Annotated in this window: 19 protein-coding genes, 2 tRNA genes and 1 pseudogene; 20 read left to right on the forward strand and 2 right to left on the reverse strand. The window is 73.2% G+C overall.

Annotation, left to right across the window (positions count from 1 at the left end):
* The first annotated feature begins 31 nt into the window (after positions 1–31).
* From ABZ945_RS04970 to ABZ945_RS05000, 7 genes and pseudogenes are all read left to right on the forward strand, one after another.
* Entirely contained in the window at positions 32–595 is a 564-nt protein-coding gene (locus ABZ945_RS04970) for a DUF721 domain-containing protein (RefSeq protein WP_361264641.1), read from the forward strand.
* Between the two features lie 915 nt (positions 596–1,510).
* Positions 1,511–3,595 carry a DNA topoisomerase (ATP-hydrolyzing) subunit B gene (gene gyrB / locus ABZ945_RS04975; protein ID WP_361263991.1) on the forward strand — a complete coding sequence of 695 codons (2,085 nt, stop codon included), beginning with the start codon at positions 1,511–1,513 and terminating at the stop codon, positions 3,593–3,595.
* Positions 3,596–3,726: 131 nt separating this feature from the next.
* Positions 3,727–6,219: pseudogene (gyrA, locus tag ABZ945_RS04980) on the forward strand (DNA gyrase subunit A); the annotation flags it as partial.
* Positions 6,220–6,522: 303 nt separating this feature from the next.
* Positions 6,523–7,095 (forward strand): DUF3566 domain-containing protein, encoded by a 573-nt coding sequence (locus ABZ945_RS04985; RefSeq protein ID WP_361263994.1) that lies wholly within the window; start codon positions 6,523–6,525, stop codon positions 7,093–7,095.
* Positions 7,096–7,243: 148 nt separating this feature from the next.
* Positions 7,244–7,317 (forward strand) — tRNA-Ile (locus ABZ945_RS04990).
* Between the two features lie 141 nt (positions 7,318–7,458).
* Positions 7,459–7,593, forward strand: coding sequence for a DLW-39 family protein (locus ABZ945_RS04995; protein ID WP_248631467.1), 135 nt, complete (start codon positions 7,459–7,461; stop codon positions 7,591–7,593).
* A gap of 205 nt (positions 7,594–7,798) precedes the next feature.
* On the forward strand, positions 7,799–9,163 hold the full coding sequence (locus ABZ945_RS05000; protein WP_361263998.1) for a hypothetical protein: 1,365 nt from the start codon (positions 7,799–7,801) through the stop codon (positions 9,161–9,163).
* A 10-nt stretch (positions 9,164–9,173) separates the two neighbouring features.
* Here the strand turns inward: ABZ945_RS05000 and ABZ945_RS05005 are convergent, their stop codons facing one another.
* Both ABZ945_RS05005 and ABZ945_RS05010 read right to left on the reverse strand, forming a co-directional pair.
* Entirely contained in the window at positions 9,174–10,526 is a 1,353-nt protein-coding gene (locus ABZ945_RS05005) for a serine/threonine-protein kinase (protein WP_361264001.1), read from the reverse strand.
* 78 nt (positions 10,527–10,604) lie between these two features.
* On the reverse strand, positions 10,605–11,153 hold the full coding sequence (locus ABZ945_RS05010; RefSeq protein WP_248631464.1) for a DNA-binding protein: 549 nt from the start codon (positions 11,151–11,153) through the stop codon (positions 10,605–10,607).
* Positions 11,154–11,324: 171 nt separating this feature from the next.
* On the opposite strand from ABZ945_RS05010, the gene ABZ945_RS05015 reads away from it, so the two are divergent.
* From ABZ945_RS05015 to fabZ, 13 genes are all read left to right on the forward strand, one after another.
* Positions 11,325–11,397: transfer RNA gene (locus tag ABZ945_RS05015), tRNA-Ala, on the forward strand.
* A gap of 232 nt (positions 11,398–11,629) precedes the next feature.
* Complete coding sequence (locus tag ABZ945_RS05020) at positions 11,630–12,589, forward strand: ABC transporter ATP-binding protein (RefSeq protein ID WP_361264004.1); 960 nt, start codon at positions 11,630–11,632, stop codon at positions 12,587–12,589.
* Positions 12,586–13,380 carry an ABC transporter permease gene (locus ABZ945_RS05025; RefSeq protein ID WP_361264008.1) on the forward strand — a complete coding sequence of 265 codons (795 nt, stop codon included), beginning with the start codon at positions 12,586–12,588 and terminating at the stop codon, positions 13,378–13,380. Before ABZ945_RS05020 ends, ABZ945_RS05025 begins: the two co-directional genes overlap by 4 nt.
* A gap of 234 nt (positions 13,381–13,614) precedes the next feature.
* Positions 13,615–14,565 (forward strand): ACP S-malonyltransferase, encoded by a 951-nt coding sequence (locus ABZ945_RS05030; RefSeq protein ID WP_361264011.1) that lies wholly within the window; start codon positions 13,615–13,617, stop codon positions 14,563–14,565.
* Complete coding sequence (locus tag ABZ945_RS05035) at positions 14,552–16,237, forward strand: class I adenylate-forming enzyme family protein (RefSeq protein ID WP_361264014.1); 1,686 nt, start codon at positions 14,552–14,554, stop codon at positions 16,235–16,237. Before ABZ945_RS05030 ends, ABZ945_RS05035 begins: the two co-directional genes overlap by 14 nt.
* Positions 16,218–16,472: an acyl carrier protein gene (locus ABZ945_RS05040; protein WP_361264017.1), complete on the forward strand. Its 255-nt coding sequence runs from the start codon at positions 16,218–16,220 to the stop codon at positions 16,470–16,472. Before ABZ945_RS05035 ends, ABZ945_RS05040 begins: the two co-directional genes overlap by 20 nt.
* A gap of 5 nt (positions 16,473–16,477) precedes the next feature.
* Positions 16,478–17,695, forward strand: a complete 1,218-nt coding sequence (locus tag ABZ945_RS05045; protein ID WP_361264020.1) for a PLP-dependent aminotransferase family protein — start codon at positions 16,478–16,480, stop codon at positions 17,693–17,695.
* Positions 17,692–20,010: a lantibiotic dehydratase gene (locus tag ABZ945_RS05050; protein ID WP_361264023.1), complete on the forward strand. Its 2,319-nt coding sequence runs from the start codon at positions 17,692–17,694 to the stop codon at positions 20,008–20,010. The genes ABZ945_RS05045 and ABZ945_RS05050 overlap by 4 nt, the downstream gene beginning before the upstream one ends.
* Positions 20,007–21,020 carry a 2,3-diaminopropionate biosynthesis protein SbnA gene (gene sbnA / locus ABZ945_RS05055; RefSeq protein ID WP_361264026.1) on the forward strand — a complete coding sequence of 338 codons (1,014 nt, stop codon included), beginning with the start codon at positions 20,007–20,009 and terminating at the stop codon, positions 21,018–21,020. The genes ABZ945_RS05050 and sbnA overlap by 4 nt, the downstream gene beginning before the upstream one ends.
* 298 nt (positions 21,021–21,318) lie before the next feature.
* The gene (gene sbnB / locus ABZ945_RS05060; protein ID WP_361264029.1) at positions 21,319–22,371 is read left to right on the forward strand and encodes a 2,3-diaminopropionate biosynthesis protein SbnB; all 1,053 of its coding nucleotides are present in this window, start codon (positions 21,319–21,321) and stop codon (positions 22,369–22,371) included.
* Positions 22,368–23,120, forward strand: coding sequence for a 3-oxoacyl-ACP reductase FabG (gene fabG / locus ABZ945_RS05065; protein WP_361264032.1), 753 nt, complete (start codon positions 22,368–22,370; stop codon positions 23,118–23,120). Before sbnB ends, fabG begins: the two co-directional genes overlap by 4 nt.
* A gap of 39 nt (positions 23,121–23,159) precedes the next feature.
* Positions 23,160–23,468: an acyl carrier protein gene (locus tag ABZ945_RS05070; RefSeq protein ID WP_361264035.1), complete on the forward strand. Its 309-nt coding sequence runs from the start codon at positions 23,160–23,162 to the stop codon at positions 23,466–23,468.
* Positions 23,465–24,001, forward strand: coding sequence for a 3-hydroxyacyl-ACP dehydratase FabZ (gene fabZ, locus ABZ945_RS05075; RefSeq protein WP_361264038.1), 537 nt, complete (start codon positions 23,465–23,467; stop codon positions 23,999–24,001). The genes ABZ945_RS05070 and fabZ overlap by 4 nt, the downstream gene beginning before the upstream one ends.

Genomic DNA, 24,001 nt, shown 5'->3' on the forward strand with positions numbered 1-24,001 from the left:
CTCCTCCGGCGCCTCGGCTCCGGGGCAGGGACTGCCCGGGTCCGGCCAGGGCCTGCCGGGGACGCCGGGCGCGGCCGGGCAGGACGGCGCCTCCGGGGTGGACCTGGCCCGGGTGGCGCTGCGCGCGGCCAGGGAGCAGGCCCGCGCCCGGGGCGCGGCCGCCCGCGACCGGAAGCAGGCCCGCCGGGGCGGCGGGCTGCGCTCGGGCGCCCGGGCCGACGGGCGCGATCCGCAGCCGCTGGGCGCCGCGATCAACCGGCTGATCACCGAGCGCGGCTGGGAGGCCCCGGCGGCGGTCGGCGGGGTGATGGGCCGCTGGCCGCAGATCGTCGGCGAGGACCTGGCCCGGCACTGCGTCCCGGTGCGCTACGACGAGGAGCCCGATCAGCGGGTGCTGACCGTGAGCTGCGACTCCACGGCCTGGGCCACCCAGCTGCGGCTGCTGGCGCCCCGGTTGGTCGCCCGGCTCAACGAGGACCTGGGCCAGGGCACCGTACGGATGATCAAGGTGCTCGGCCCCGGCGGCCCCCGGCGGGGCTACGGCGGCCCTCTGCGCGCCCCCGGCAGTACCGGCCCGGGCGACACCTACGGCTGAGGGCGGCGCCGGAGAACGAGGGCGCCGGCTGCGGCTGACGGCGGTGCGGCTGAGGGCGACGCCGACGGTTGAGGGCGCCAGCTGCGGCGGACGGCCGCACCTGCGGCTGAGGGCGACGCCTTCGGGAGGGTGCGCCAGCTGCGGTGGACGGTGACATCTGCGGTGAAGGGCCGCACCTACGGCGGACGGCACCTCGTCCTCGCACGGCTGCCCCGTGCCCGCACGGCTGCCCCGTGCCCGCACGGCTGCCCCCTGCCCGCAGGGCCGCCTCTTCTCGTACGGGACGCCCTCCTCCTACGGCTCCCCCATCCCGTACGGCTGCCCCTTCTCGTACGGGGACCTGCTCTCGTACCGCCGCGCCCTCCCGTACGGCTCCCCCTTCTCGTACGGCGACCGCCTCTCTACCGGGGCTTTCCCTCGTACGGGGACTCCTTCTCGTACAGGGACCCCTCTCTCGTACGTGCGCCCTCGCCCGTCCCGGCGCCCGGCGGCGTACCGGCGCTCCATCCCCGTACCCCCACCCCTCCCCAGCCTGTGGGCGATGTTTCACGTGAAACATCGCCCACAGGCTGTATCGGGAGCCAACCAGATCCAATACCCCGGCGGCCCGCGCGCACGCCCGCCACGGGGCCGGGCGGCGGGGTTCGGGGGGTGCCGTACCCGCCGGTCGGTACGGAGGGGGTCGGACCGTCGCGAGCGGTTGACGGCCCGAAGCTCTGAGTGGCGGTGTGAGCCTCTTGGAGCCCCGGCCCGTATATGGGGAGTCGGACGGTGGCGGTTCAGGGCGGCACATGCGTACTCAGGCACCCGCAAACGGCCACGAGTGTCAGTGCTACCGGTAGACTGGTAGGTAATCCCGCCCCTGCGGAAATGTCGAACGACGCAGCCGCTCCCGGATGGTCCGAGAGACGGCTTGTGCTGTGCCAGAAAGGGCGCTTCGTGGCCGATTCCGGCAACCCCAACGAGAACATTCCGTCCACTGCCGCCGGTCAGAGCGGCGAGGCCCCTGCGCAGGGGGCCTCGTCTTACGACGCCAGCGCCATCACCGTCCTCGAAGGGCTGGACGCGGTCCGCAAGCGGCCGGGCATGTACATCGGCTCGACCGGTGAGCGCGGCCTGCACCACATGGTGCAGGAGGTCGTGGACAACTCCATCGACGAGGCGCTGGCCGGTTACGCGGACACCATCGATGTGACGATCCTGGCCGACGGCGGCGTGCGGGTGGTCGACAACGGCCGAGGCATCCCGGTGGGCATCCACCCGGTGGAGAAGAAGCCGGCGGTCGAGGTCGTGCTCACCGTGCTGCACGCGGGCGGCAAGTTCGGCGGCGGCGGGTACTCCGTCTCCGGCGGTCTGCACGGTGTCGGCGTCTCCGTGGTCAACGCGCTGTCCAGCAAGGTCGCGGTGGACATCAAGACCGACGGCTACCGCTGGACCCAGGAGTACAAGCTCGGCGTCCCCACCGCCCCGCTGGCCCAGCACGAGGCGGTCCAGGACACCGGCACCACGGTGACCTTCTGGGCCGACCCGGATGTCTTCGAGACGACCGAGTACTCCTTCGAGACGCTGTCCCGCCGGTTCCAGGAGATGGCGTTCCTCAACAAGGGCGTCACCATCAACCTGACCGACGAGCGCGAGTCGGCCAAGGCCACGATGAACGCCGACGACCCGGACGCCGCCGAGGCGACCGAGGAGCAGCCGGCCCGCACGGTGTCGTACCACTACGAGGGCGGCATCGTCGACTTCGTGAAGTACCTCAACTCGCGCAAGGGCGAGCTGATCCACCCCACCGTCATCTCGATCGAGGCCGAGGACAAGGAGCGGATGCTCTCGGCGGAGATCGCGATGCAGTGGAACTCGCAGTACAGCGAGGGGGTCCACTCGTTCGCCAACGTCATCCACACCCATGAGGGCGGTACGCACGAGGAGGGCTTCCGGGCCGCGCTGACCGGTCTGGTCAACCGCTACGCCCGGGACCGCAAGCTGCTGCGGGAGAAGGACGACAACCTCACCGGCGACGACATCCGCGAGGGTCTGACGGCGATCATCTCCGTCAAGCTGGGCGAGCCGCAGTTCGAGGGCCAGACCAAGACCAAGCTGGGCAACACCGAGGTCAAGACCTTCGTCCAGAAGGTGGTCCACGAGCACCTGACGGACTGGTTCGACCGCAACCCCAACGAGGCCGCGGACATCATCCGCAAGTCCATCCAGGCCGCCACCGCGCGCGTGGCCGCCCGCAAGGCGCGCGACCTCACCCGCCGCAAGGGCCTGCTGGAGTCCGCCTCACTGCCGGGCAAGCTGAGCGACTGCCAGTCCAACGACCCGACCAAGTGCGAGATCTTCATCGTCGAGGGTGACTCGGCCGGCGGCTCGGCCAAGTCCGGCCGCAACCCGATGTACCAGGCGATCCTGCCCATCCGCGGCAAGATCCTCAACGTCGAGAAGGCCCGGGTCGACAAGATCCTGCAGAACACCGAGGTCCAGGCGCTGATCTCGGCCTTCGGCACCGGGGTCCACGAGGACTTCGACATCGAGAAGCTCCGCTACCACAAGATCATTCTGATGGCGGACGCCGATGTCGACGGCCAGCACATCAACACCCTGCTGCTGACCTTCCTCTTCCGCTTCATGCGGCCGCTGGTCGAGGCCGGGCACGTCTACCTCTCCCGCCCGCCGCTGTACAAGATCAAGTGGGGTCGGGACGACTTCGAGTATGCGTACTCCGACCGCGAGCGCGACGCCCTGGTCGAGCTGGGCAAGCAGAACGGCAAGCGCATCCGCGAGGACTCCATCCAGCGCTTCAAGGGCCTCGGCGAGATGAACGCCGAGGAGCTGCGGATCACCACCATGGACGTCGACCACCGGGTGCTCGGCCAGGTCACCCTGGACGACGCGGCCCAGGCGGACGACCTGTTCTCGGTGCTGATGGGCGAGGACGTCGAGGCCCGGCGCTCCTTCATCCAGCGCAACGCCAAGGACGTCCGCTTCCTCGACATCTGAGTCGGTCTCGGCTGAGTACCGCACGAAAGGACTGATCACCGGCCATGGCCGACGAGAACACGCCCGACCCCACCGAGCCGACCCCCGCCGCCGCCGTCGAGGCGGCGGCCGTGGTGGAGGAGGAGACGCAGATGCGGATCGAGCCCGTCGGGCTCGAAACGGAGATGCAGCGCTCCTACCTCGACTACGCGATGTCCGTCATCGTCTCGCGCGCGCTGCCGGACGTCCGGGACGGCCTCAAGCCCGTCCACCGCCGGGTGCTCTACGCGATGTACGACGGCGGGTACCGGCCTGAGAAGGGCTTCTACAAGTGCGCCCGCGTCGTCGGCGACGTGATGGGCACCTACCACCCGCACGGCGACACCTCCATCTACGACGCCCTGGTCCGGCTCGCCCAGCCCTGGTCGATGCGGATGCCGCTGGTGGACTCCAACGGCAACTTCGGCTCTCCGGGCAACGACCCGGCCGCGGCCATGCGGTACACCGAGTGCAAGATGGCGCCGCTGTCCATGGAGATGCTCCGGGACATCGACGAGGAGACCGTCGACTTCCAGGACAACTACGACGGCCGCAACCAGGAGCCGACGGTCCTGCCGTCCCGCTTCCCGAACCTCCTGGTCAACGGCTCGGCCGGGATCGCGGTCGGCATGGCGACCAACATCCCGCCGCACAACCTGCGCGAGGTCGCGGCCGGCGCCCAGTGGGCGCTGGAGCACCCGGACGCCAGCCACGAGGAGCTGCTGGACGCGCTGATCGAGCGCATCAAGGGCCCCGACTTCCCCACCGGCGCCCTGGTCGTCGGCCGCAAGGGCATCGAGGAGGCGTACCGCACCGGGCGCGGCTCCATCACCATGCGCGCCGTGGTCGAGGTCGAGGAGATCCAGAACCGCCAGTGCCTGGTGGTCACCGAGCTGCCCTACCAGGTCAACCCGGACAACCTCGCCCAGAAGATCGCCGACCTGGTCAAGGACGGCAAGGTCGGCGGCATCGCCGACGTCCGCGACGAGACCTCCTCGCGGACCGGGCAGCGCCTGGTCATCGTCCTCAAGCGGGACGCGGTCGCCAAGGTGGTGCTGAACAACCTCTACAAGCACACCGACCTCCAGACCAACTTCGGCGCCAACATGCTGGCCCTGGTCGACGGGGTGCCGCGCACCCTCTCGCTGGACGCGTTCATCCGCAACTGGGTGACGCACCAGATCGAGGTCATCGTCCGGCGCACCCGCTTCCGGCTGCGCAAGGCCGAGGAGCGCGCGCACATTCTGCGCGGTCTGCTGAAGGCGCTGGACGCCATCGACGAGGTCATCGCGCTGATCCGGCGCAGCGACACCGTCGAGATCGCCCGCGGCGGCCTGATGGAGCTGCTGGAGATCGACGAGATCCAGGCCAACGCGATCCTGGAGATGCAGCTCCGCCGGCTCGCCGCCCTGGAGCGCCAGAAGATCATCCAGGAGCACGACGAGCTCCAGGCCCGGATCCGCGAGTACAACGCGATCCTCGCCTCGGAGTCCCGCCAGCGCCAGATCGTCAGCGAGGAGCTGGCCGCGCTGGTCGAGAAGTTCGGCGACGACCGGCGCTCCAAGCTGGTGCCCTTCGAGGGTGACATGTCCATCGAGGACCTGATCGCCGAGGAGGACATCGTCGTCACGGTCACCCGCGGCGGCTACGTCAAGCGGACCAAGACCTTCGACTACCGCGCCCAGAAGCGCGGCGGCAAGGGCGTGCGCGGGACGAAGCTGCGCGAGGACGACATCGTCGACCACTTCTTCGTCTCCACCACCCACCACTGGCTGCTGTTCTTCACCAACAAGGGCCGGGTCTACCGGGCCAAGGCCTATGAGCTCCCGGACGCCGGCCGGGAGGCCCGCGGGCAGCACGTCGCCAACCTGCTGGCCTTCCAGCCGGACGAGCAGATCGCCGAGATCCTGGCCATCCGCGACTACGACGCCGTGCCCTACCTGGTGCTCGCCACCAAGGCCGGACTGGTCAAGAAGACCTCGCTGAAGGATTACGATTCGGCCCGCTCCGGCGGTGTGATCGCCATCAACCTCCGCGAGATGGAGGACGGCCGCGATGACGAGCTGATCGGCGCCGAGCTGGTCTCGGCCGAGGACGACCTGCTGCTCATCAGCAGGAAGGCCCAGTCGATCAGGTTCACCGCGACGGACGACGCGCTGCGTCCGATGGGCCGCGCCACCTCGGGCGTCAAGGGCATGAGCTTCCGCGAGGGAGACGAACTGCTCTCGATGAATGTCGTCCGGCCCGGTACGTTCGTCTTCACCGCCACCGACGGCGGGTACGCCAAGCGCACCCCCGTCGACGAGTACCGCGTCCAGGGGCGTGGCGGCCTCGGGATCAAGGCTGCGAAGATCGTGGAGGACCGCGGTTCGCTGGTCGGCGCGCTGGTGGTCGAGGAGACCGACGAGATCCTCGCCATCACGCTGTCCGGTGGTGTGATCCGTACGCGAGTCAGCGGAGTCAGGGAGACGGGCCGTGACACCATGGGCGTCCAACTGATCAACCTGGGCAAGCGCGACGCCGTCGTAGGCATCGCCCGCAACGCCGAGGCCGGCCGCGAGGCCGAAGAGGTCGACGGGACGGCGGAAATGGACGGGGCCGAGGGAACCGAAGGGGCCCCCGGAACCGACTTGACCAACGGTACCGATGGCACCACCGGTACCGACCGGAACACCGGGGCGGACGCGTCCGGTGGGACCGGGGCGACCGAACCGGCAGGCAGCGCCGGCGAGGACGCCGACACCGAGGCAGCCGCACCGAGCGGTGCCGCGGAAGCAGCGGCCGAGGACACGGAGTCCCCGGCCGGGGAGCACGAGGAGTAGATCGTGAGCGGAGCCACGGGCGCCGGGTCGGCCACTACGGGATCGGGCGGGTCCCGTGGCTCCGCCGCGGACTCCCAGGGAGCAGCGGTGACCACGTACGACGACGGCCCCCTTCCGGCCGACCGCCCCGCCTCGGGGAAGAAGTCGGCGCAGCCGTACCACCCCCCGCAGGCCTACGCCGCCCAGGGCGGCGGCCAGGCCAAGGCCGGCAAGGGCGGCGGCAGCAGTTCCGGTACGCCGGACGGGGCCGGGGTCCGCCGGCCGCGTACGGGGGCCAAGACCACGCCCCGTACCCGCAAGGCCCGCCTCCGGGTGGCCAAGGCGGACCCGTGGTCGGTGATGAAGGTGAGCTTCCTGCTCTCCATCGCGCTCGGCATCTGCACGGTGGTGGCGGCGGCGGTGCTCTGGATGGTCATGGACGCGATGGGCGTGTTCTCGACCGTCGGCGGCACCATCAGCGAGGCGACCGGCTCCAACGAGAGCAACGGCTTCGACCTCCAGGCCTTCCTGTCGCTGCCGCGCGTACTGATCTTCACCTCGGTGATCGCGGTGATCGACGTCGTCCTGGCCACCGCGCTGGCCACGCTCGGCGCCTTCATCTACAACCTGTCCGCCGGCTTCGTGGGCGGGGTGGAGCTGACCCTCGCCGAGGACGAGTAGCGGACGCGTAGCCGGTCGGTGGTGGGGTGGTGCGGGCCGCGGCCCGCACCACCCGCGGTGCCGCGGGGCGGGTCCACCGCCCCCGGCCTGCGATTTGGGAACTCCCGGCTCGGTGCGCTAATCTTCAGAGGTCAGCGCGCAGCGCGGAGGGGCTATAGCTCAGTTGGTTAGAGCGCATCCCTGATAAGGATGAGGCCACAGGTTCAAATCCTGTTAGCCCCACAGTACGGAAGACCTCCCCCGATCACGGTGGGAGGTCTTCGGCTTTTCCGGCCGCCACCTAGATCACCGATTGGTATCGGCCGGTGTGTATAGTCGGGCGGCGAAAGGGTCTTCTATGTCAAGGAAAGACGAGGTCGCGCGGTGAAGAAGCTTCTCCTGGTCGCACTGGCCGCCATCGCAGGGCTCTTCGTGTACCGCCAGATCCAGGCGGATCGCGCCGAGCAGGACCTGTGGACGGAGGCGACCGACTCCGTGCCCGCAGGTACGGGCGTCTGAGTCGACGCACACATACAGCAGACGAGCCCCGGTCGCCGAGCGCGACCGGGGCTTCTCGCTGTCCGGGGGGACGGGGCGCGGACGTCGGGCGGGCTACTGCGTACAGTGGCTCCGGAGTGACGTTCCGTATCGAGGATTTGCCTTGGCGAAGCTTTGGCGTGCATACGCGAACCGGTGTGTCGGCTCGCGGTGACGAGGGGGCGCGGTGAGGGGCGGACGGATACCGGGCGTACGGGCACGGGGCCTGCGGGTGGGGGCGGTGCTGGTGGCGCTGGTGGCGGTGAACGCCTGGCCGGGGGGCGGCGCGGTGGCCGGGGCGGCGACCGGTGCCGGGGGCGGTGGCGCCCGTGCGGGCGGTGAGCCGTATGCGTACCGGTTCGCGAAGGGTGCCGTGGCGGTGCGCGGTGCGCCGACCCCGACCCAGGCGCCGACGCTCGCCGCGGGCGGGGTGTACCGGGACGCGGTGCCCGCCGGCGGGACGCGGGTCTACCGGCTGGACCTGGACGACCGCTCGGGCGCGTATGTCTCGGCGGTCGCCGTTCCCCCGCCGACCGCCCGGGTCGGTATCGCCGAGGGGGTGGCCGTCTCGATCCGCGATCCGGGCGGGCGGGTCTGCGGCTCCCGGGAGGCGCGGTTCGCCACCGCGGCGTTCCCCCGCCCGCTCGCCGCCTCCGCCGGCCGCACGGTCACCGAGGGGGCGTCGGCCTGCCGCCGGGCGGGGACCTATCTCGCGGTGGTGGAGCGCCTCGGCGGTGGGGGTGGTGGGGATCCGGCGGCGGGGGACTGGCAGTTGGAGCTTCGCTATGAGCGGGAGCCCGCGCTCCGTGGCGGGGCGCCGCCGGTGCCTGGTGACGGGCCCTCAGCGCGTGCTGGTGGGACCGCGGGTGACGGGGGCTCGGGCGTCGGGCCGGTGGGCGGAGAGCCGGGGGTACGGGCCGGGGGCGGTGGGTTCTCGGAGGCGGCCGCGCTGGCGTCCGGGGAGTGGGACGACCGGATCGAGCCGGGGCAGTCCCGCTTCTACCGGGTGCCGGTCGACTGGGGGCAGCGGGTCTCCGCCCGGGTCACCGGGGGCGCGTTGGCGGTGACGCTCCACAACCCGGTGCAGGGCCCGGTCGCGGCCGCGGAGACGGTGGCCGCCTCCCCGGGGCGGCCGATGGCGGCCGAGCTGCCGGTGCTGCCACCGGTGCGGTACGAGAACCGGTACGGGGGCGAGCCGCCGGACGGGCGGGCCAGACCGGACGACGTGCGGTTCGCGGGCTGGTACTACCTGGTGGTCAGCGCGCGGCCGGAGACGGCCGGTACGGGACCGTACGGGCTCCGTCTCTCCGTGCGGGTCACCGGCGCCGCGCGGCCCGGACCGGGGTACGAGGGGCCGCCGGGGGTCTTCACGGTCACGGACGCCGACCGGGTGGCCGCCGCCCCGCCCACCGCCGCCACGGCGTCCTCGGCCGGTGGCCGGGGCGGGATGCGGCTGCTCGCCACCGCCGCGTTCGGCACCGGGACGGCCCTGCTGGTGGGGCTGGCGGGTTGGACGCTGGTCGCCCGCCGACGGGCCCGCGGCGCGCCCTGACGACAAGGCCTCACCCCTGGGCGAGGGCCCAGAAGCCGATGGCGAAGCAGACCAGGGCCAGCAGCACGAGAGCCAGGGCGGTCCTGGGGGAGGGCCCGGGGCGGGGAGGGGCGGTAGGCGGGGTGGGCCGGGGAGCGGTGTACGGGAGGGTGGTGCCGGTTCCTCGGCGCGGTGGCGGGACGTCCGGGGCCGGGGGGAGGGGCGCGGCGAGGCGGGGCGGGGACGGGTGCGGTGCGGGGGCGGGGGCGGATGGGGAGGCGGTGCCGCCGGGCGTCAGGGCGGAGGTGGGCGCGTAGGGGACCGGGGCGCCCTCCGGAAGCTCGGGCTCGGGCTCGGGAACGCGGCGGTGCCGGCCGGCGGGACGGGGTGGGTAGGGGGTCGGGGGCGCCTTGTACGGCGTCTCGGGCGGGGTCTCGTACGGCCTCTCGGGCGGGGTCTCGTACGGCGTCTCGGGCGGGGTGAGTCCGTACCGTCGTTCCTGCGGGCCGTTCGGGCCGAAGCCCGGGGGTAGCGGGCCGATCTGGTCGAAGATCTCGACGGGTTCGTCCTCCTCCCCCGACGGCGGGCCGGGCAGCAGCTCGGCGGCGGAGGCCAGCGCCTTCCGGGCGGCGGTGGCGGTGCGGAAACGTGCCTGCGGATCGGTGTGCAGGAGGTGACGGAGCACCTGCCAGAGCGGCTCGGGGACGCCCGCCGGGGCGGTCGCGGTGTCCTGGGCGGCGAAGTGCCCCGCCAGCGCCTGCCCGTCGGGTTGGCGGCCCAGCAGCAGATAGAGCCCGACCAGTCCGGCCGCGTACAGGTCGGCGGGGAAGTCGGGCTCGGCTCCGTCCAACTGCTCGGGGGCGAAGAAGCCGGGCGTCCCCACCACATGGTCGGTCTCGGTCAGGCGGGGCTCGCCCTTGCGCATGGCGATGCCGAAGTCGGTCAGCCGCAGGTGCGGGCGGCCCGTGCCGGTCGCCTCCAGCAGCAGGTTGGCCGGCTTGACGTCCCGGTGGACCAGGCCCTCGGCGTGTACCGCGGCGAGCCCGGCGAGGAGCTGGTCGAGCAGCACGCAGACCAGTCGCGGCGGCAGCGGCCCGTAGTCGCCGATGACGTGCGCCAGCGAGCCGCCGCGCACCAGGTCCATGGTGAACAGCACCTTGTCGTCGTCGGCCGCCCAGCTGGCCGGGGCGAGGACATGCGGATGGTCGATGCGCACCGCCTGCTCGCGGACGAAGCGCAGCAGGGCGTACGCGTCGCTCTGCCGGAGCACCTTGGCGGCCACGTACCGCCGCCGCCGGTGGTCCCAGGCCCGCCACACCGCCCCGGCGCCGCCGCGCCCGATCGGGTCGACGAGCTCGTACCGCCCGGCGAACACCTCACCCATGCCCCCACCTTCCGGCCCCCGCCCCGCTCCAAGGCTCCCGGCGCCCGGACCCGCCCCCTCGGGTCCGGCCCGTCGACGTCAGTGCTGGTGCGACTCGTAGTGCGCCACCGCGTCGGCGGTCCGCCCGGCCCCGTACACCCGCAGGAACTCGGCGAGTTCCGGGTGGGCGGGGGCGAGCGAGTCGGCCGCGTCGATGATGTCCCCGGCGGCGGCGACGGAACGCAGCAGCGACTGGATCTCGCGGACGACCCGGCGCACGGTCGGTGCGCCCGTACCGGAGGAGGACTGGCCGGTGGCGGTGAGCACCGAGCCGCCCTGGGACTTCTTGATCTCGTCCATCCGGGCCGTCGCCTCTGCGGCGCTGGCGCTGCCGTCCGCGACCTGGCCGGCCAGCTCCTGGAGGGCCTGCACCCGCTGGACGACGGCCGGGTTGCCGATCTTGGCGCGCTGACCGCTCATCAGCTGGGAGAGCATGGGGGCCGACAGCCCGAGCACCGCGGCGAGCCGGGCCTGGTTGAGGCCGAGGTCGTCGATCAGCCGGCGGAAGAGCGCTCCCAGGGGCTCCCCGTACCAGCTGCGCTGGAGCTCTCTGGCTCTCGCGGTCGCTTCCTGCTGTACTGCGTCCATTGCGTCTCCCCATCGCTGCGGTTCGCTGCTGCGAACCTGGCCAGCATCCTACGGAGAGCGGTCGCTTACCGGGAGTCCCAAACCTTTTGCCGCACACCCCCGGGGACCCGGTACTCTGGTCCCCGGCGGCAGTCAGGCGCGATCATGGGCCTGGCGGCGGCCACCCGTCACGGGGCCTTAGCTCAGTTGGTAGAGCGCTGTCTTTGCATGGCAGATGTCAGGGGTTCGACTCCCCTAGGCTCCACTGGATCACTTGGATCACTTGGATCGCTCGGATCCGCTCGGCTTCAGTTCGGAAAGCCCCTTCGTACCGTGGGAACGCGGTCGGAGGGGCTTTTCGCATGGGGGGCCATCGCGGGGCGTCGGGGGCCGCGGGCCGGATAGCGGGCGGATAGCCGGTCGGGACGGGGCGGATAGCCGGGGCGGGGAGTGTGGGTCGGGCCAGGCACCCCCGTTGAGATGGTGAGGACCCGAAAATGATCACATCCCGACCGCGTCCGGTGTCCGAGGAGGTGACGTCCTCGGATGCCGTCCGGCTCAGCTCGGTCGTGAAGCGGTTCACCGATGCCAAGGGGCAGCGTTTCAGCGCTGTCGACGGCATCGATCTGCGCATCCGGCGGGGCGAGGTGCTGGCGTTCCTCGGGCCGAACGGCGCCGGTAAGACGACCACCATCGACATGCTGCTGGGGCTGACCCGGCCTGACGAGGGCTCGGTGGAGCTGTTCGGGGGCGAGCCGGAGCGGGCGGTGCGCTCGGGGCGGGTCGCCGCGGTGCTGCAGAGCGGCGGGCTGCTGCCCGATCTGACCGTCGAGGCCACCGTGCGGATGCTCGGCTCGCTGCACCCGGGGTCCGACGCGGACGCGGTGCTGGCCCGGGCCGGGCTGGACCGGCTGCGGGGGCGCCGGGTCGCGGAGTGCTCGGGCGGTGAGCAGCAGCGGTTGCGGTTCGCCCTCGCCCTGCTCTCCGGGCCCGAGCTGCTGGTCCTGGACGAGCCGACGGCCGGGATGGACGTGGTGGCCCGCCGGGAGTTCTGGGCCGCGGTCCGGGAGGACGCCGAGCGTGGGATGACGGTCATGTTCGCCACCCACTACATGGAGGAGGCGGACCGGTTCGCGGACCGGGTGGTGATGATCGACCGCGGCCGGGTGGTGGCCGACGGGTCGGTCTCCGAGGTGCGGTCCGCGCTGAGCGGGCGCACCGTCTCGGCGCTGGTCCGCGAGGAGGACGCCGCCGAGCTCACCCGGTCCCCGCTGGTGCGCTCCTGCGCCCTGCGCGGCGGCCGGTACCACTTCGACACCCCCGACTCCGACGCGCTGCTGCGCCTGCTGGTCGAGCGGCGCCTGGGCACGGAGATCGAGGTCACGCCGCGCAGTCTGGAAGAGGCTTTCATGACCATCACTGCCAGCGGCCGCACCCTCGGGGAGGGCGTCCGATGAGCGCCGCCATCTCCGCCGCCCGCACCGCCCGGACCTCGCCGCTGGGCGGGGTGAACCCGGTGTTCATCGGCTACGAGCTGCGGCGCCGCTTCAACCGGCAGACCACGATCTTCACGCTGCTGCTGCCGGCCGTGCTGTATCTGGCGCTGTTCCGCACCGCGCCCGACGACGCCACCCTGCCACACGGCAACTTCGCGGCCTGGATGATGACCGGTATCGCGGTGTACGGGGCGGCGACCGCGGCGGTCAGCTCCTCGGCCACCATCTCGGTGGAGAAGGCGTCCGGCTGGATGCGCACCATGGCGCTCAGTCCGCTCTCGCCGCCCGGCTACCTCTTCGTCAAGGTGCTGTCCTCCGTGGTGATGGCGGCCGTGCCGGTGGCCATCGTCGGAGTGCTCGGCGCGTTCACCGGGGTGCGGGCCACCGCCGCGGTGTGGGTGAGCTCGCTGCTGGTGGCGTGGCTCGGTGCCGCCGTCTTCGCCGCGCTCGGCATCTTCCTGGGGCTGGCCCTCAAGCCCGAGACCGTGATGCACATGCCGGGGCTGACCATGACGGCGCTGGCGTTCCTCGGCAACCTCTTCATCCCGCTGTCCGGCACCATGCTGGAGATCTCCCGCTACTCGCCGATGTTCGGCGTCTCCACGCTCGCCCGCTACAGCCTCACCGACGGCTACTCCTTCAGCGGTGAGCACTCCAGCCTGGCGATGGCGGCCGTCAACACCGCCGCCTGGTTCGCGGCCTTCGCCTTCATGGCGGTACGGCGGTTCCGCAAGAGCACCGGGCGCGGCTGAGTCCCTGATACGTCGCAGCCCGGCTGCGGGCCGGTTCGGGCGGGCCGAGGCGCTCGTCCCCGGGGTGATGTTTCACGTGAAACATCGCTCCTCGCAGCCCGGCTCAGTACCTGATGCGTCGTGGGCCGACTGAGCCTCTGATACATCGTCGGCCCGGCTGGGTCCTTGATACGTCGTCGGCCGGTCACGGGCCCCGGCATCACAGCAGCACTTCATGGAAGGAGACGCGAACTCATGTACGCCTTTGTGGCGCCGGGACAAGGCTCCCAGACCCCGGGCATGCTGGCCGGCTGGCTCCGCGACCCGGTGTACGCCGAGCGGCTGCGGAACTGGTCCGACGCGGCCGACGTGGACCTTGTGCACCTGGGCGGCCGGGCGCCGGCCGCCGAGATCGCCCGTACCGAGCACACCCAGCCGCTGCTGGTCGCCGCCGGGCTCCTCGCGTACGAGGTGCTGGGGGCCGCCGGGTCCGAGGGCCCGCTGGTGGCCGCCGGGCACTCGGTCGGGGAGCTGACCGCGGCGGTGTACGCCGGGGTGCTCACCCCCGCCGACGCCGTGCGCCTCGCCGCGGTACGGGGCCGGGCGATGGCCGCCGCCTGTGCCGAGACCCCCACCTCCATGGCGGCCGTGGTCGGCGGCGAACCGGCCGCCGTGCTGGAGCGGATCGCCGAACTGGGTCTGCACGCCGCCACGTTCAACGGGCCCGGGCAGATCGTCGCGGCCGGGGCCGTGGCGGACCTCCAGCGGCTCGCCGCCGCCCCACCGCCCTCCGCCACGGTGAAGCCGCTGCCGGTCGCGGGCGCCTTCCACACCCCGTACATGGAGTCCGCGCGGCAGGCCGTCGCCGAGGCGGCCGAGCGGACACCGTTCCGCCGACCGGCCGGGGTGCTGCTCTCCAACGCCGACGGCACCGCGGTCGAGGAGCCGGACGACATCCGCCGCCGCCTGGTCGAGCAGGTGGTCCGGCCGGTGCGCTGGGACCTCTGCCTGGAGACGCTGGCCCGGATCGCGCCCGAGGTGACGGTCTGCCTGCCGCCCGCCCGCACGCTCGCGGGCCTCTTCCGGCGCCAGCTGCCCGGGCTCGCCGTCGTCGGCGTCACCGCCCCGAGGGACCTTGGCACGGTCCGCGACCGGCTCGGCGCGGGCACCTCCGACCGGGAGGGGGCCGTCCATGCCGGTGTCTGAGCTGTTCGCCCGGGCCCGCGCCGAACGCCCCGGCCATCTCGCGCTGATCGACGCCGAGGGACCGCTGACCTACGCGGAGCTGGGCGCCGAGGCCGACCGGGCGGCCGGCTGGCTGCGCGGCCGGGGGGTGCGCCCGGGGGACCGCGTCGTCCACGCGGGGCCGGGCGACCGCACCTTCCTCGCCCTCATGTGGGCCGCCTTCCGCACCGGGGCCGTCTTCGTCCCCGTACACCCCGGCCTGACGGACGACCAGATCGGGCACATCGTGCGGGACTGCGCCGCCGCCCTCGCGATCTGCCCGCCCGCCGCGGGCGCGGCCGCCGGGGTCACCGTCGAGGTGGAGCGGGCCGCGCGGGAGATACGGCAGTCGCCGGCCGGGCCGGTCACCGCCGACCCGGTCACCGCCGGGGCGGCGGAGGACGCGAAGGCCGATGGGGCCGCCGGGCCGGCGGAGGACGCGGTGGCGCTGCTGATCTACACCTCCGGCACCACCGGCCGCCCCAAGGGCGTCGTCTGCCCGCACCGGCAGGTCCTGGCCGCCGTACGCGCCGTCAACGACCGCCTCGGCTACCGCGCCGACGACGTGGTGCTCTGCCGGCTGCCGCTCTCCTTCGACTACGGGCTCTACCAGGCCCTGCTGTGCGCGCTCACCGGCTCCACCCTGGTCCTCGCCGACCGGGGCGGCGACCTGGGACTGATCCGGGCCGTCGAACGCCATGGCGTCACCGTCGTCCCGCTGGTGCCCTCACTGGCGCGGATCCTCGCGCTGCTCCAGCGGAAGCTGAGCCGCCCCGCGAAGGTCCGGCTGTTCACCAACACCGGCGCCCGGCCCAGCCGCGCTGTCATGGACGCGCTGCTCGGCGCCTTCCCCGGCTCCGTCTTCGCCTCCATGTACGGGATGACCGAGTGCAAGCGCATCTCGATCCTCGACCCGGCCCACTACGCGGAGCACCCCGACTCGGTGGGCCGGCCCATCCCCGGCGACCGGGTGCGGATCACCGGCCCGGACGGGCGGACCCTGCCCCCAGGTGAGACCGGCGAGATCGTGGTGTGGGGCGAGACCGTGATGGCCGGGTACTGGGGGGTCCCGCTGGAGCGGCAGAGCCGGTACGCGCGGCGCGCCGACGGCTCGCTGGAGCTGCGCACCGGCGACCGGGGACGGCTGGACGGGGACGGGCTGCTGTACTTCGCCGGCCGTGACGACGACATGATCAAGCGGCGCGGCGTACGGATGGGCCTGTCCGAGATCGAGTACGCGGCCGAGCGCGTCCCCGGTGTGGACGCCGCCGTCGCCCCCCGCCCGGCCGGTGAGGACGCCCCGCTGCTGCTCGCCGTGCAGAGCGCGCTCGCACCGGACGAGGTCCGCGCCGCCCTCGCCCGCCAGCTGGACCCGGCCCGCCTGCCCGACCGGATCGTCCCGCTGGACACCCTGCCGCTGACCGCCAACGGCAAGCCCGACCGGGCCGCCGTGGCCGCGCTGCTCGCGGCCGAGGCCGCCGGGGAGGGGCCGGTGGCCGGTGCCGCCGCCGGTGCCGCTGCCGGTGCCTTGGCCGGTGACGGTCCGGTGGCCGGTGCCGCTGCTGTCCCCGATGCCGGTCCGGTGGCCGGTGCCACCACTGTTCCCGATCCCGCCGCACCTGTGAGGAAGCCCCATGAACCAGTCGCAGTTTGACCAGCTCGTCGAGGAGATCTGCGCCGTACGGGTCACCGACCCGCAGACGCCCCTGGTGGAGCTCGGCGTGGACTCGCTGCACACCGTCGCCCTGGTGATGGCCGTCGAGGACCGGTTCGGTATCGAGCTGGACCCCGACGCGCTCGCCGACCTCTCGCTCACCTCGTCGGCCGGTCTGCTGAAGGCCGTACACGAACTGCTGCCGGGCGGCGCGCCCGCGGCGGCGGGGCGGTGAGCGCGATGTGGACCGATACGAGACCCGAGGCCGGGATGCCGTCCCTGTTCGAGCAGGGCGGGGACCTGATCTCGTTCGCCGGCGGCCTGCCGGATCTGGACCTGCTGCCCCTGAAGGAGCTCTCCGAGCAGCTGGCCCGGCTGACCCGGCTCGGCGGGCGGATCGCGCTCCAGTACAGCACCCCGCAGGTGGCCAGGGCGCTCGTGCCCGCGATCAGCGAGCTGATGGGTCGTGAGGGCGGCCGCACGAGCGCCGGGAACCTGGTGCCGACCGCGGGCTCCCAGATGGGGCTGCTCGCCGTCGGACTGGGGCTCGGCGCACCGGGCGAGACCGTGCTCTGCCAGACCCCCGCCTATCCGGGCGCGGCCGCCGCCTTCCGTACCGCGGGACTGCGGCCGGCCGCCGCCCCCGAGGACGCCGAGGGGCTGGACCCCCAGGCGCTGCGTGCGACCGTGGCGCGGCTGCGGGCCGAGGGGCGGCGGGTGCGGACGCTGTACTGCAACCCGACCTTCCAGAACCCCACCGGCGCCACCCTGTCCGTCGAGCGCCGGCAAGAACTCCTGGCCGTGGCGCGGGAGACGGAGCTGCTGGTCGTCGAGGACAACCCGTACGGGCTGCTCGGCTTCGACGGGCAGACCGTCCCCTCCCTCCAGGGGATGGACCCGGAGAACGTGGTGTACCTCGGCACCTTCTCCAAGGTCTTCGCCCCCGGGCTGCGCTGCGGCTGGATCGCCGCGCCCGCGCCGCTCGCCGAGCGGCTGCGCCGCACGAGTGAGGTGATGGCGCTCTCCCCCTCGGCGTTCTCCCAGGCCGCGCTGGCCGCGTTCCACGCCCGCAGCGGATGGGACGGCCCTATCGGCGCCTACCGCGAGCGCTATCGGGAGCGGTGCGGTCTGATGGCCGACGCCCTGGAGAGCGAGCTGGGCACGGACGGGCCCTGGCGGTGGCGGCGGCCGGACGGCGGCTTCTACCTGTGGCTGCGGCACACCGGCGGCGCGGACACCGGGCGGCTGGCACTCGCCGCCGCGGAGCATGGTGTGTCCTTCGTGCCCGGCGGCCACTTCGGACTCGACGGGGAGTGCGACGACGCGCTGCGGCTCTGCTTCAGCAACGTCCCCCGCGGGCGTATCGCCGAGGGCGTCTCCCGGCTCGCGGCCGTGCTGCGCGGTGCGGAGGTCGCGCAGACCGGTGGCGAAGCGGATGGAGAGGGGTGGGCGGCGTGAGGGGTGTGGACGAGACGCCGCGGGCGCATGACTGGGCCGACTTCCGGCCGCTGCGCCGACTGGGCGGCAGCGACTGGCACGTCTGGGGGGTGGGGCTGCTGCGCAGCGCCGGGTTCCCCGCCTCGGGGACCGCGCTGCTCGGCGGGCCGTCCGCCGCCGCGGCCGCCGACGCGGACGGAACGGACACCGTCGGCCGGGAGGCCTTTGCCGCCGCGTACCGCGCCGACAGTGCGGCCGAGTCCCGGCGGCTGGCCGATCTGGCCCGCGACGAGAAGGTCCGTACCGCCATCGCCTGGCAGAACCGGACCGTGTACCGGATCCTCGACGCACTCGCCGCGGGCACCGGCAAGGAGTCCAAGCGCCGCCAGCGCGAACGCACCCTCGCCATGTACTGGCTGCGCTACTGCGCCAAGGCGGAGACGATCGGCTTCTTCGGGCCGGCGGCCTGGATGCCGGTCGGTCGGATCCGCGAGCCGCTCGCGGTGGACCACGGTGAGCGGCTGGTCGCGGCCAGCCGCATCTCCTTCGAACGCTGGGCGCTGGCCGCCCTCGCGGACTGGATGGCCGACCAGCCGGGCGCCCGCTGGTGGTTCCCGCCGCTGCCGCGCCCCGAGGCCCATCTCGACGGCGACCGGCTGCTGCTGCCGGGCGGACGCACCGTACGGCTGCGCCCGGAGGACCGCGAGGTCCTCGGGTACGCGGACGGGGAGCGCAACGGCGCGGCGATCACCGAGGCCCTGGTCCGCGAGGGCGGCTGGGCGGCGGACGGGGCGCGGGAGCGGGTGGAGAAGGCCCTGACCCGGCTGCTGCGTCAGCGGGTGCTGAGCTGGGACGCCAACATCCCGGTGGACGTCCGAGCGGAAGCGATTCTGCGGAGGCGGGTGGCGGCCGTCGCCGACCCGGAGCTGTCCCTCCGCTTCACCACCGTGCTCGCCGAACTCGACCGGCACCGCAAGGCGGTCGACGCGGCCGGCTCGGCCGACGAACTGGCGCTGCGGCTGGACGAGCTGGACGAGTACTTCGTCCGGACCACCGGGCTGGACGCCTCCCGCGAGGAGGGCAAGGCGTACGCCGGCCGCACCCTCTGCTACCAGGACGCCGTCCGCGACTGCCGGGTGGAGATCGGCACCGGCCTCCTGGACGCCGTCGCCCGCCCGCTCGCCCTAGTGGCGGACGCGGCGGACTGGTTCGGCAACCGGCTGGTGGAGCTGGTCGAGGCGGAGGTCGCCGCCCTGGTGCGGGCCGCCGCCGCGCGGCGCTCGACGGTCACGCTCGCCGACGTGTGGCCGCGGGTGCTCGGCCTGTTCTGGGGCGAGGGCGCCAAACCGGTGCGTACCGCCACCCGGGAACTCGCCGGGAAGTGGCGGGCGGTGCTGGAGGCCGAGGGCACCGCGCCGGTGCACCTCCGGGTGGACGGGATCGAGGAGCGGGCGCGGACCGCCTTCGCCACCGGACCGGTCCGCTCGCCCCATCTCGCCGTGCACAGCCCGGACCTCCAGGTGGTCCGGGCGGCGGACGGGACCCTGACCACCGTGCTCGGCGAGCTGCACGCCTGCCTCGCCACCTGCGACCTGCCCTTCCTGGACTGGACGGGGGAGGACGGGGCCGGGACCTCCCTGCGGGACCGGGTGAACGCGGCCGTCGGCGCCCCGCGCCTGGTGCCGCTGCTCCCGGTCGACTGGAAGCGCAACAGCGGCCGGATGGTGCCCGCGCCGATCGGGGCGGGTGACCGGCTCCTCGGATTCACCCGGGCCCCCTTCGACGACCGCTCCCGGATCGACGCGGCCGTGGCGATCACCCTGGCCGAACGGGCCGGCACGGTCACCGCCACCACGCCCGACGGCCGCGAGTGGAGCATGGCCGAACTGCTCGCCGTACCGGTCTCGATCATCGCGGCGGACGCCTTCAAGATCGGGCTCGACCGGGCGCACGCCCCGCGCGTCACCCTCGACGGGCTGGTGCTCTTCCGGGAGACCTGGCGGCTGCCGGCCGGGGAGGTCCCGCTCGCCGCCAAGCCGGACCGGGAGGGCGACTACCTGGCCGTACGGCGCTGGGTGCGCGAGCACCGGCTGCCCGACCAGGCGTTCGTGAAGTTCCCCCAGGAGACCAAGCCGTCGCTGGTCGACTTCACCAGCCCCACCCTCGTACTCACCTTCGCCAACCTCGTCCGCCGCACCCGGCACCTCGACCCCGCCGCCGCCGTGGTGCTCAGCGAGCCGCTGCCCCACCCGGAGGACTCCTGGCTGACGGACGGCCGCGGTGAGCGCTACGTCAGCGAACTGCGGCTCCAGATCAGCAGAAAGGTACCGGTATGACCGTGGCCCCCTCCGCCGCGGCGACCCGCGCCGCACCCGCGGCCCGGCCCCGCGACCCGGACATCCTCGCGACGATCGGCGCCACCCCGCTGGTCGCCCTGGACCGGCTGTTCCCGCCGGAGCGCTTCCGGGTGTACGCCAAGTGCGAGCGGTTCAACCCCGGCGGCTCCATCAAGGACCGCGCCGCCCGGTCGATGATCGAGCACGCGCTGTCCACCGGGGAGCTGGTGCCCGGCGTCTCCACCGTCGTGGAGTCCACCTCCGGGAACCTGGGTGTCGCCCTCGCCCAGCTCTGCAACTTCCACCGGCTCCGTCTGATCTGCGTCACCGATCCGCGCACCACCCCCCAGAACACCGCGATCATGCGGGCGTACGGCGCGGCGGTGGAGGTCGTGGACCGCGACCCGGAGAGCGGCGAGTACCTGCCGTCCCGGATCAGGCGGGTACGCGAACTGCTGCGCACCGCGCCCGGCGCCTACTGGCCCGACCAGTACGGCAACGAGCACAACGCCCGCGCCCACCACCACACCATGCGCGAGATCCACGAAGCGCTCCCGGGCGCCCCGGACTACCTCTTCGTCGCCGCCGGGACCACCGGCACGCTGCGCGGCTGCGCCGAGTACATCGCCGCCGAGGGGCTGCCCACCCGGGTGGTGGCGGTGGACGCGGTGGGCAGTGTGATCTTCGGCCCGCCCGAGCCCTGGGAACGCGGCCACCACCGCACCATCCCGGGCCACGGAGCGGCGGTGGTCCCCCCGCTGCTGCGCACCGGCCTCGCGGACCGCGTGGTGAAGATGACCGACCTGGACTGCGTACGGGGCTGCCGCAGCCTGCTGGCCGAGGAGTCGATCCTGGCCGGCGGCTCGTCCGGCGCGGTGACCGCGGCCCTGCTGGACGCCGCCCCCGGCATCGCACCGGGCGCCACCTGCGTGGCGATCCTCCCCGACGGGGGCGACCGCTACCTCGACACGATCTACAGCGACAGCTGGGTGGAATCCCGCTTCGGCTGACCGCCGCGGCGACCTGCGGTGCCGGGGCATCCCGTACGCCGGTCTCCAGCGCGCCGCCGGACCGCCCGGTCGCGGCCCGCCCCGTACGCGGGTCCCCGTCGGCCGAGCACCGCGCCTCTTCCGGACTCCGGTGCCCCACCGGTCCGCCGGTCGCGGCCCGTCCCGTACGCCGGTCTCCGGCTCGCCGTCGGCCCACCGGCCACGCCAGGTCCCGTACCCCGGCTCGCCGCCGGGCCGCGCCCGCCGCTCGCCTTTCCCGTACCCCTTTCCTCTTTCTTCGCTAAGGAACCGACCTGCCATGAGAATCCTCGGTCGCGAGGACGTCGCCGCCGCGCTCGACGGCCTCGACGCCGCCGTGCTCGACGCGGTCCGCACCGCGTATCTGCTGCACGGCCAGGGCCGCTCGGAGGTGCCGTTCTCCGGGTTCCTGCGCCCGCCCGGTACCTCCGGCTCCCGTGTCATCTCCCTTCCCGCCTACCTGGGCGGGGACGAGCCCGTGATGGGCCTGAAGTGGATCTCGTCCTTCCCCGCCAACGTCGACCGGGGCCTCCAGCGCGCCGCCTCGGTGCAGATCCTCAACGACCTGGACACCGGCTACCCGACCGCCGTCCTGGAGGCCAGCCAGGTGTCGGCGTCCCGCACCGCGGCGTCGGCCGCGCTCGCCGCCCGGGCGCTGCACGGCGACCGCCCGGTGCGCACGCTGGGCCTGATCGGCTGCGGCACCATCAACCGGCGGGTGCTCGACTTCCTCGCGCTGACCCACCCCGAGCTGCGCACCGTCACCCTCCAGGACGCGGTGCCCGGCCGGGCCGAGACCCTCGCCGCCCGGCTCTCCGCCGAGCGCCCGGAGCTGCGGTACGCGGCCGGGGACCTGGACGAGGTGCTGCGCGCCGACACCGTCTCGATCGCCACCACCGACTCCACGTACTGGCTCGACCTCGCCGCCCACCCCGACCGCCCTGCCCACCAGGTGGTGCTGCACCTCTCGCTGCGCGACCTGAGCACGGCCTCCGTCCTGGGCGCGTACAACGTCGTCGACGACACCGACCACGCGCTGCGCGAGGGGACCTCGCTGCACCGGGCCGAGCAGCAGGCCGGGCACCGCCGCTTCGTGGACGCCGAGATCGCCGCCGTACTGGCGGGGGGCGAGGCCCCGGCGACCGACCGGACCGTGGTCTTCTCGCCGTTCGGCCTCGGCATCCTCGATCTGGCCGTCGCCCGGGCGGTGCTGAAGGCCGCCGTCCGCGAGGGCATCGGCGCCGAGGTGGAGGGCTTCGACCCCGGCCGGCACCCGGTCACCGCCGCCCCGGCGGAAGCCGTCACCGCCGCCATGGCGGGAGGCGCGGTATGAGCTCGCTGTTCCCCGAGGGCACCCGGGCCCTGGTCACCGGCGCCTCGCGCGGTATCGGCGCGGCCACCGCGCTGGCGCTCGCCGAGCACGGCTGCGATGTGGTCCTCAACTACCGCTCCGGCGCCGACCGGGCGGAGCAGGTCGCCGAGCGGATCCGCGCGCTGGGCCGCCAGGCGCTCCTCGCCCAGGCCGATGTCGGGGACGAGGAGCAGGTCACCGCCATGTTCCGGCGGATCCGCACCGAGTGGGGGCCGATCGGGGTCGCCGTACTCAACTCCGGGGTGACCGCCGACGGCCATCTCGCCGCCATGAGCACCGGCAAGTGGCAGCAGGTCGTCGGCACCAACCTCACCGGCGCCTTCCTCACCGCCCGGGAGGCCACCAAGCAGATGTACGCGGGCGGCGGCTCCATCGTCCTGATCGCCTCCACCAGTGGCATCGCCGGCCGGGCCGGGCAGGCCAACTACGCCGCCAGCAAGGGCGGGGTGATCGCGCTGGCCAAGACCCTGTCGCACGAGGTGGCGCCGCGCGGTATCCGGGTGAACGTCGTTGCCCCCGGGTTCATCGACACCGACATGACCAGGAAGGTCCCGCCGGCCCATCTGAAGGAGGCGGTCGAACGGATCCCCCTGGGCCGGACCGGGACCCCCGACGAGGTCGCCCGGGCCGCCGTCTTCATGGCCTCCCCCGCCGCCTCGTACATCACCGGCAAGGTGCTCACCGTCGACGGCGGAATGATCCCCAACTGATCCCGCCTGTCTCTCCCTTCACCTCACAGGAGTACTGCTATGTCCACCACCGTTTCCCCCGCCGCGTTCGAGGACGTCCGTGCCCGGGCCGAGGCCCGTCTCGCCAAGAACACCAAGGTCAAGTCGATGATCATCGATCGGCTGGGGCTCGACGTCGAGCCGGCCGCCGTCTCCGACAACCAGCCGCTGTTCGGCCGGGGGCTGGAGATGGACTCGCTGGACACGCTGGAGATCGTCGTCATGGTCAACAACGAGTTCGACGTGCTGATCAGCGACGACGACTTCGAGGCCTTCGGCTCCGTCAACGCCCTGGTCGACTTCATCGAGCAGCGCGAGGCCGCCGCGTGAGCACCGCGACCGCCCCCGTGACCACCACTCCGGCGCCCGCCGCCGCCCCCGCGCGCAAGGGCCTGAGCTACTCCTCCGACGACATCAAGCGGATGCTGCCGCACCGCTGGCCGATGCTGATGATCGACCGCGCCCACGACGTGGTGCCGGGCGTCTCGGGGCGCGGGGTGAAGAGCGTCTCCGTCAACGAGCCGTTCTTCGCCGGGCACTACCCGGACCACTCGATCATGCCGGGGGTGCTGATCGTCGAGGCGATGGCCCAGTTGGTGGCAGTCGTCTATGTCGCCGAGCTGCTGGCGGGTGACGGCTCCGGGACCGCTGACGACGGTGATGTCTCACGGAGCGTCGGCTACCTGGGCTCCATCAGCGGGATGAAGTTCTCCCGGCTCGTCGTCCCCGGTGACCAGCTCACCCTCGACGCCCGGTTCGGCCAGCGGCTCGGCGGTCTGCGCCAGGTGAAGGTGCGGGCGAGCGTCGGCTCCGAACTCGCCGCCGCCGGGACCCTCGTCGTCACCACCGGCCGCAAGGGCTGA

Origin of the sequence: Streptomyces sp. NPDC046887 (assembly GCF_040644755.1) — a bacterium.
Classification (GTDB): Bacteria; Actinomycetota; Actinomycetes; order Streptomycetales; family Streptomycetaceae; genus Streptomyces; species Streptomyces lichenis.

Bases quoted from the DNA above. Each gene is read 5' to 3' on its own strand.
- fabG (WP_361264032.1), top strand. From the start codon at position 22,368: ATGAGCTCGCTGTTCCCCGAGGGCACCCGGGCCCTGGTCACCGGCGCC.
- ABZ945_RS05045 (WP_361264020.1), top strand. From the start codon at position 16,478: ATGTGGACCGATACGAGACCCGAGGCCGGGATGCCGTCCCTGTTCGAG.
- ABZ945_RS05025 (WP_361264008.1), top strand. From the start codon at position 12,586: ATGAGCGCCGCCATCTCCGCCGCCCGCACCGCCCGGACCTCGCCGCTG.
- ABZ945_RS05030 (WP_361264011.1), top strand. From the start codon at position 13,615: ATGTACGCCTTTGTGGCGCCGGGACAAGGCTCCCAGACCCCGGGCATG.
- sbnB (WP_361264029.1), top strand. From the start codon at position 21,319: ATGAGAATCCTCGGTCGCGAGGACGTCGCCGCCGCGCTCGACGGCCTC.
- ABZ945_RS05020 (WP_361264004.1), top strand. From the start codon at position 11,630: ATGATCACATCCCGACCGCGTCCGGTGTCCGAGGAGGTGACGTCCTCG.
- sbnA (WP_361264026.1), top strand. From the start codon at position 20,007: ATGACCGTGGCCCCCTCCGCCGCGGCGACCCGCGCCGCACCCGCGGCC.
- ABZ945_RS05040 (WP_361264017.1), top strand. From the start codon at position 16,218: ATGAACCAGTCGCAGTTTGACCAGCTCGTCGAGGAGATCTGCGCCGTA.
- ABZ945_RS05005 (WP_361264001.1), bottom strand. From the start codon at position 10,526: ATGGGTGAGGTGTTCGCCGGGCGGTACGAGCTCGTCGACCCGATCGGG.
- ABZ945_RS05070 (WP_361264035.1), top strand. From the start codon at position 23,160: ATGTCCACCACCGTTTCCCCCGCCGCGTTCGAGGACGTCCGTGCCCGG.
- ABZ945_RS05035 (WP_361264014.1), top strand. From the start codon at position 14,552: ATGCCGGTGTCTGAGCTGTTCGCCCGGGCCCGCGCCGAACGCCCCGGC.
- ABZ945_RS05010 (WP_248631464.1), bottom strand. From the start codon at position 11,153: ATGGACGCAGTACAGCAGGAAGCGACCGCGAGAGCCAGAGAGCTCCAG.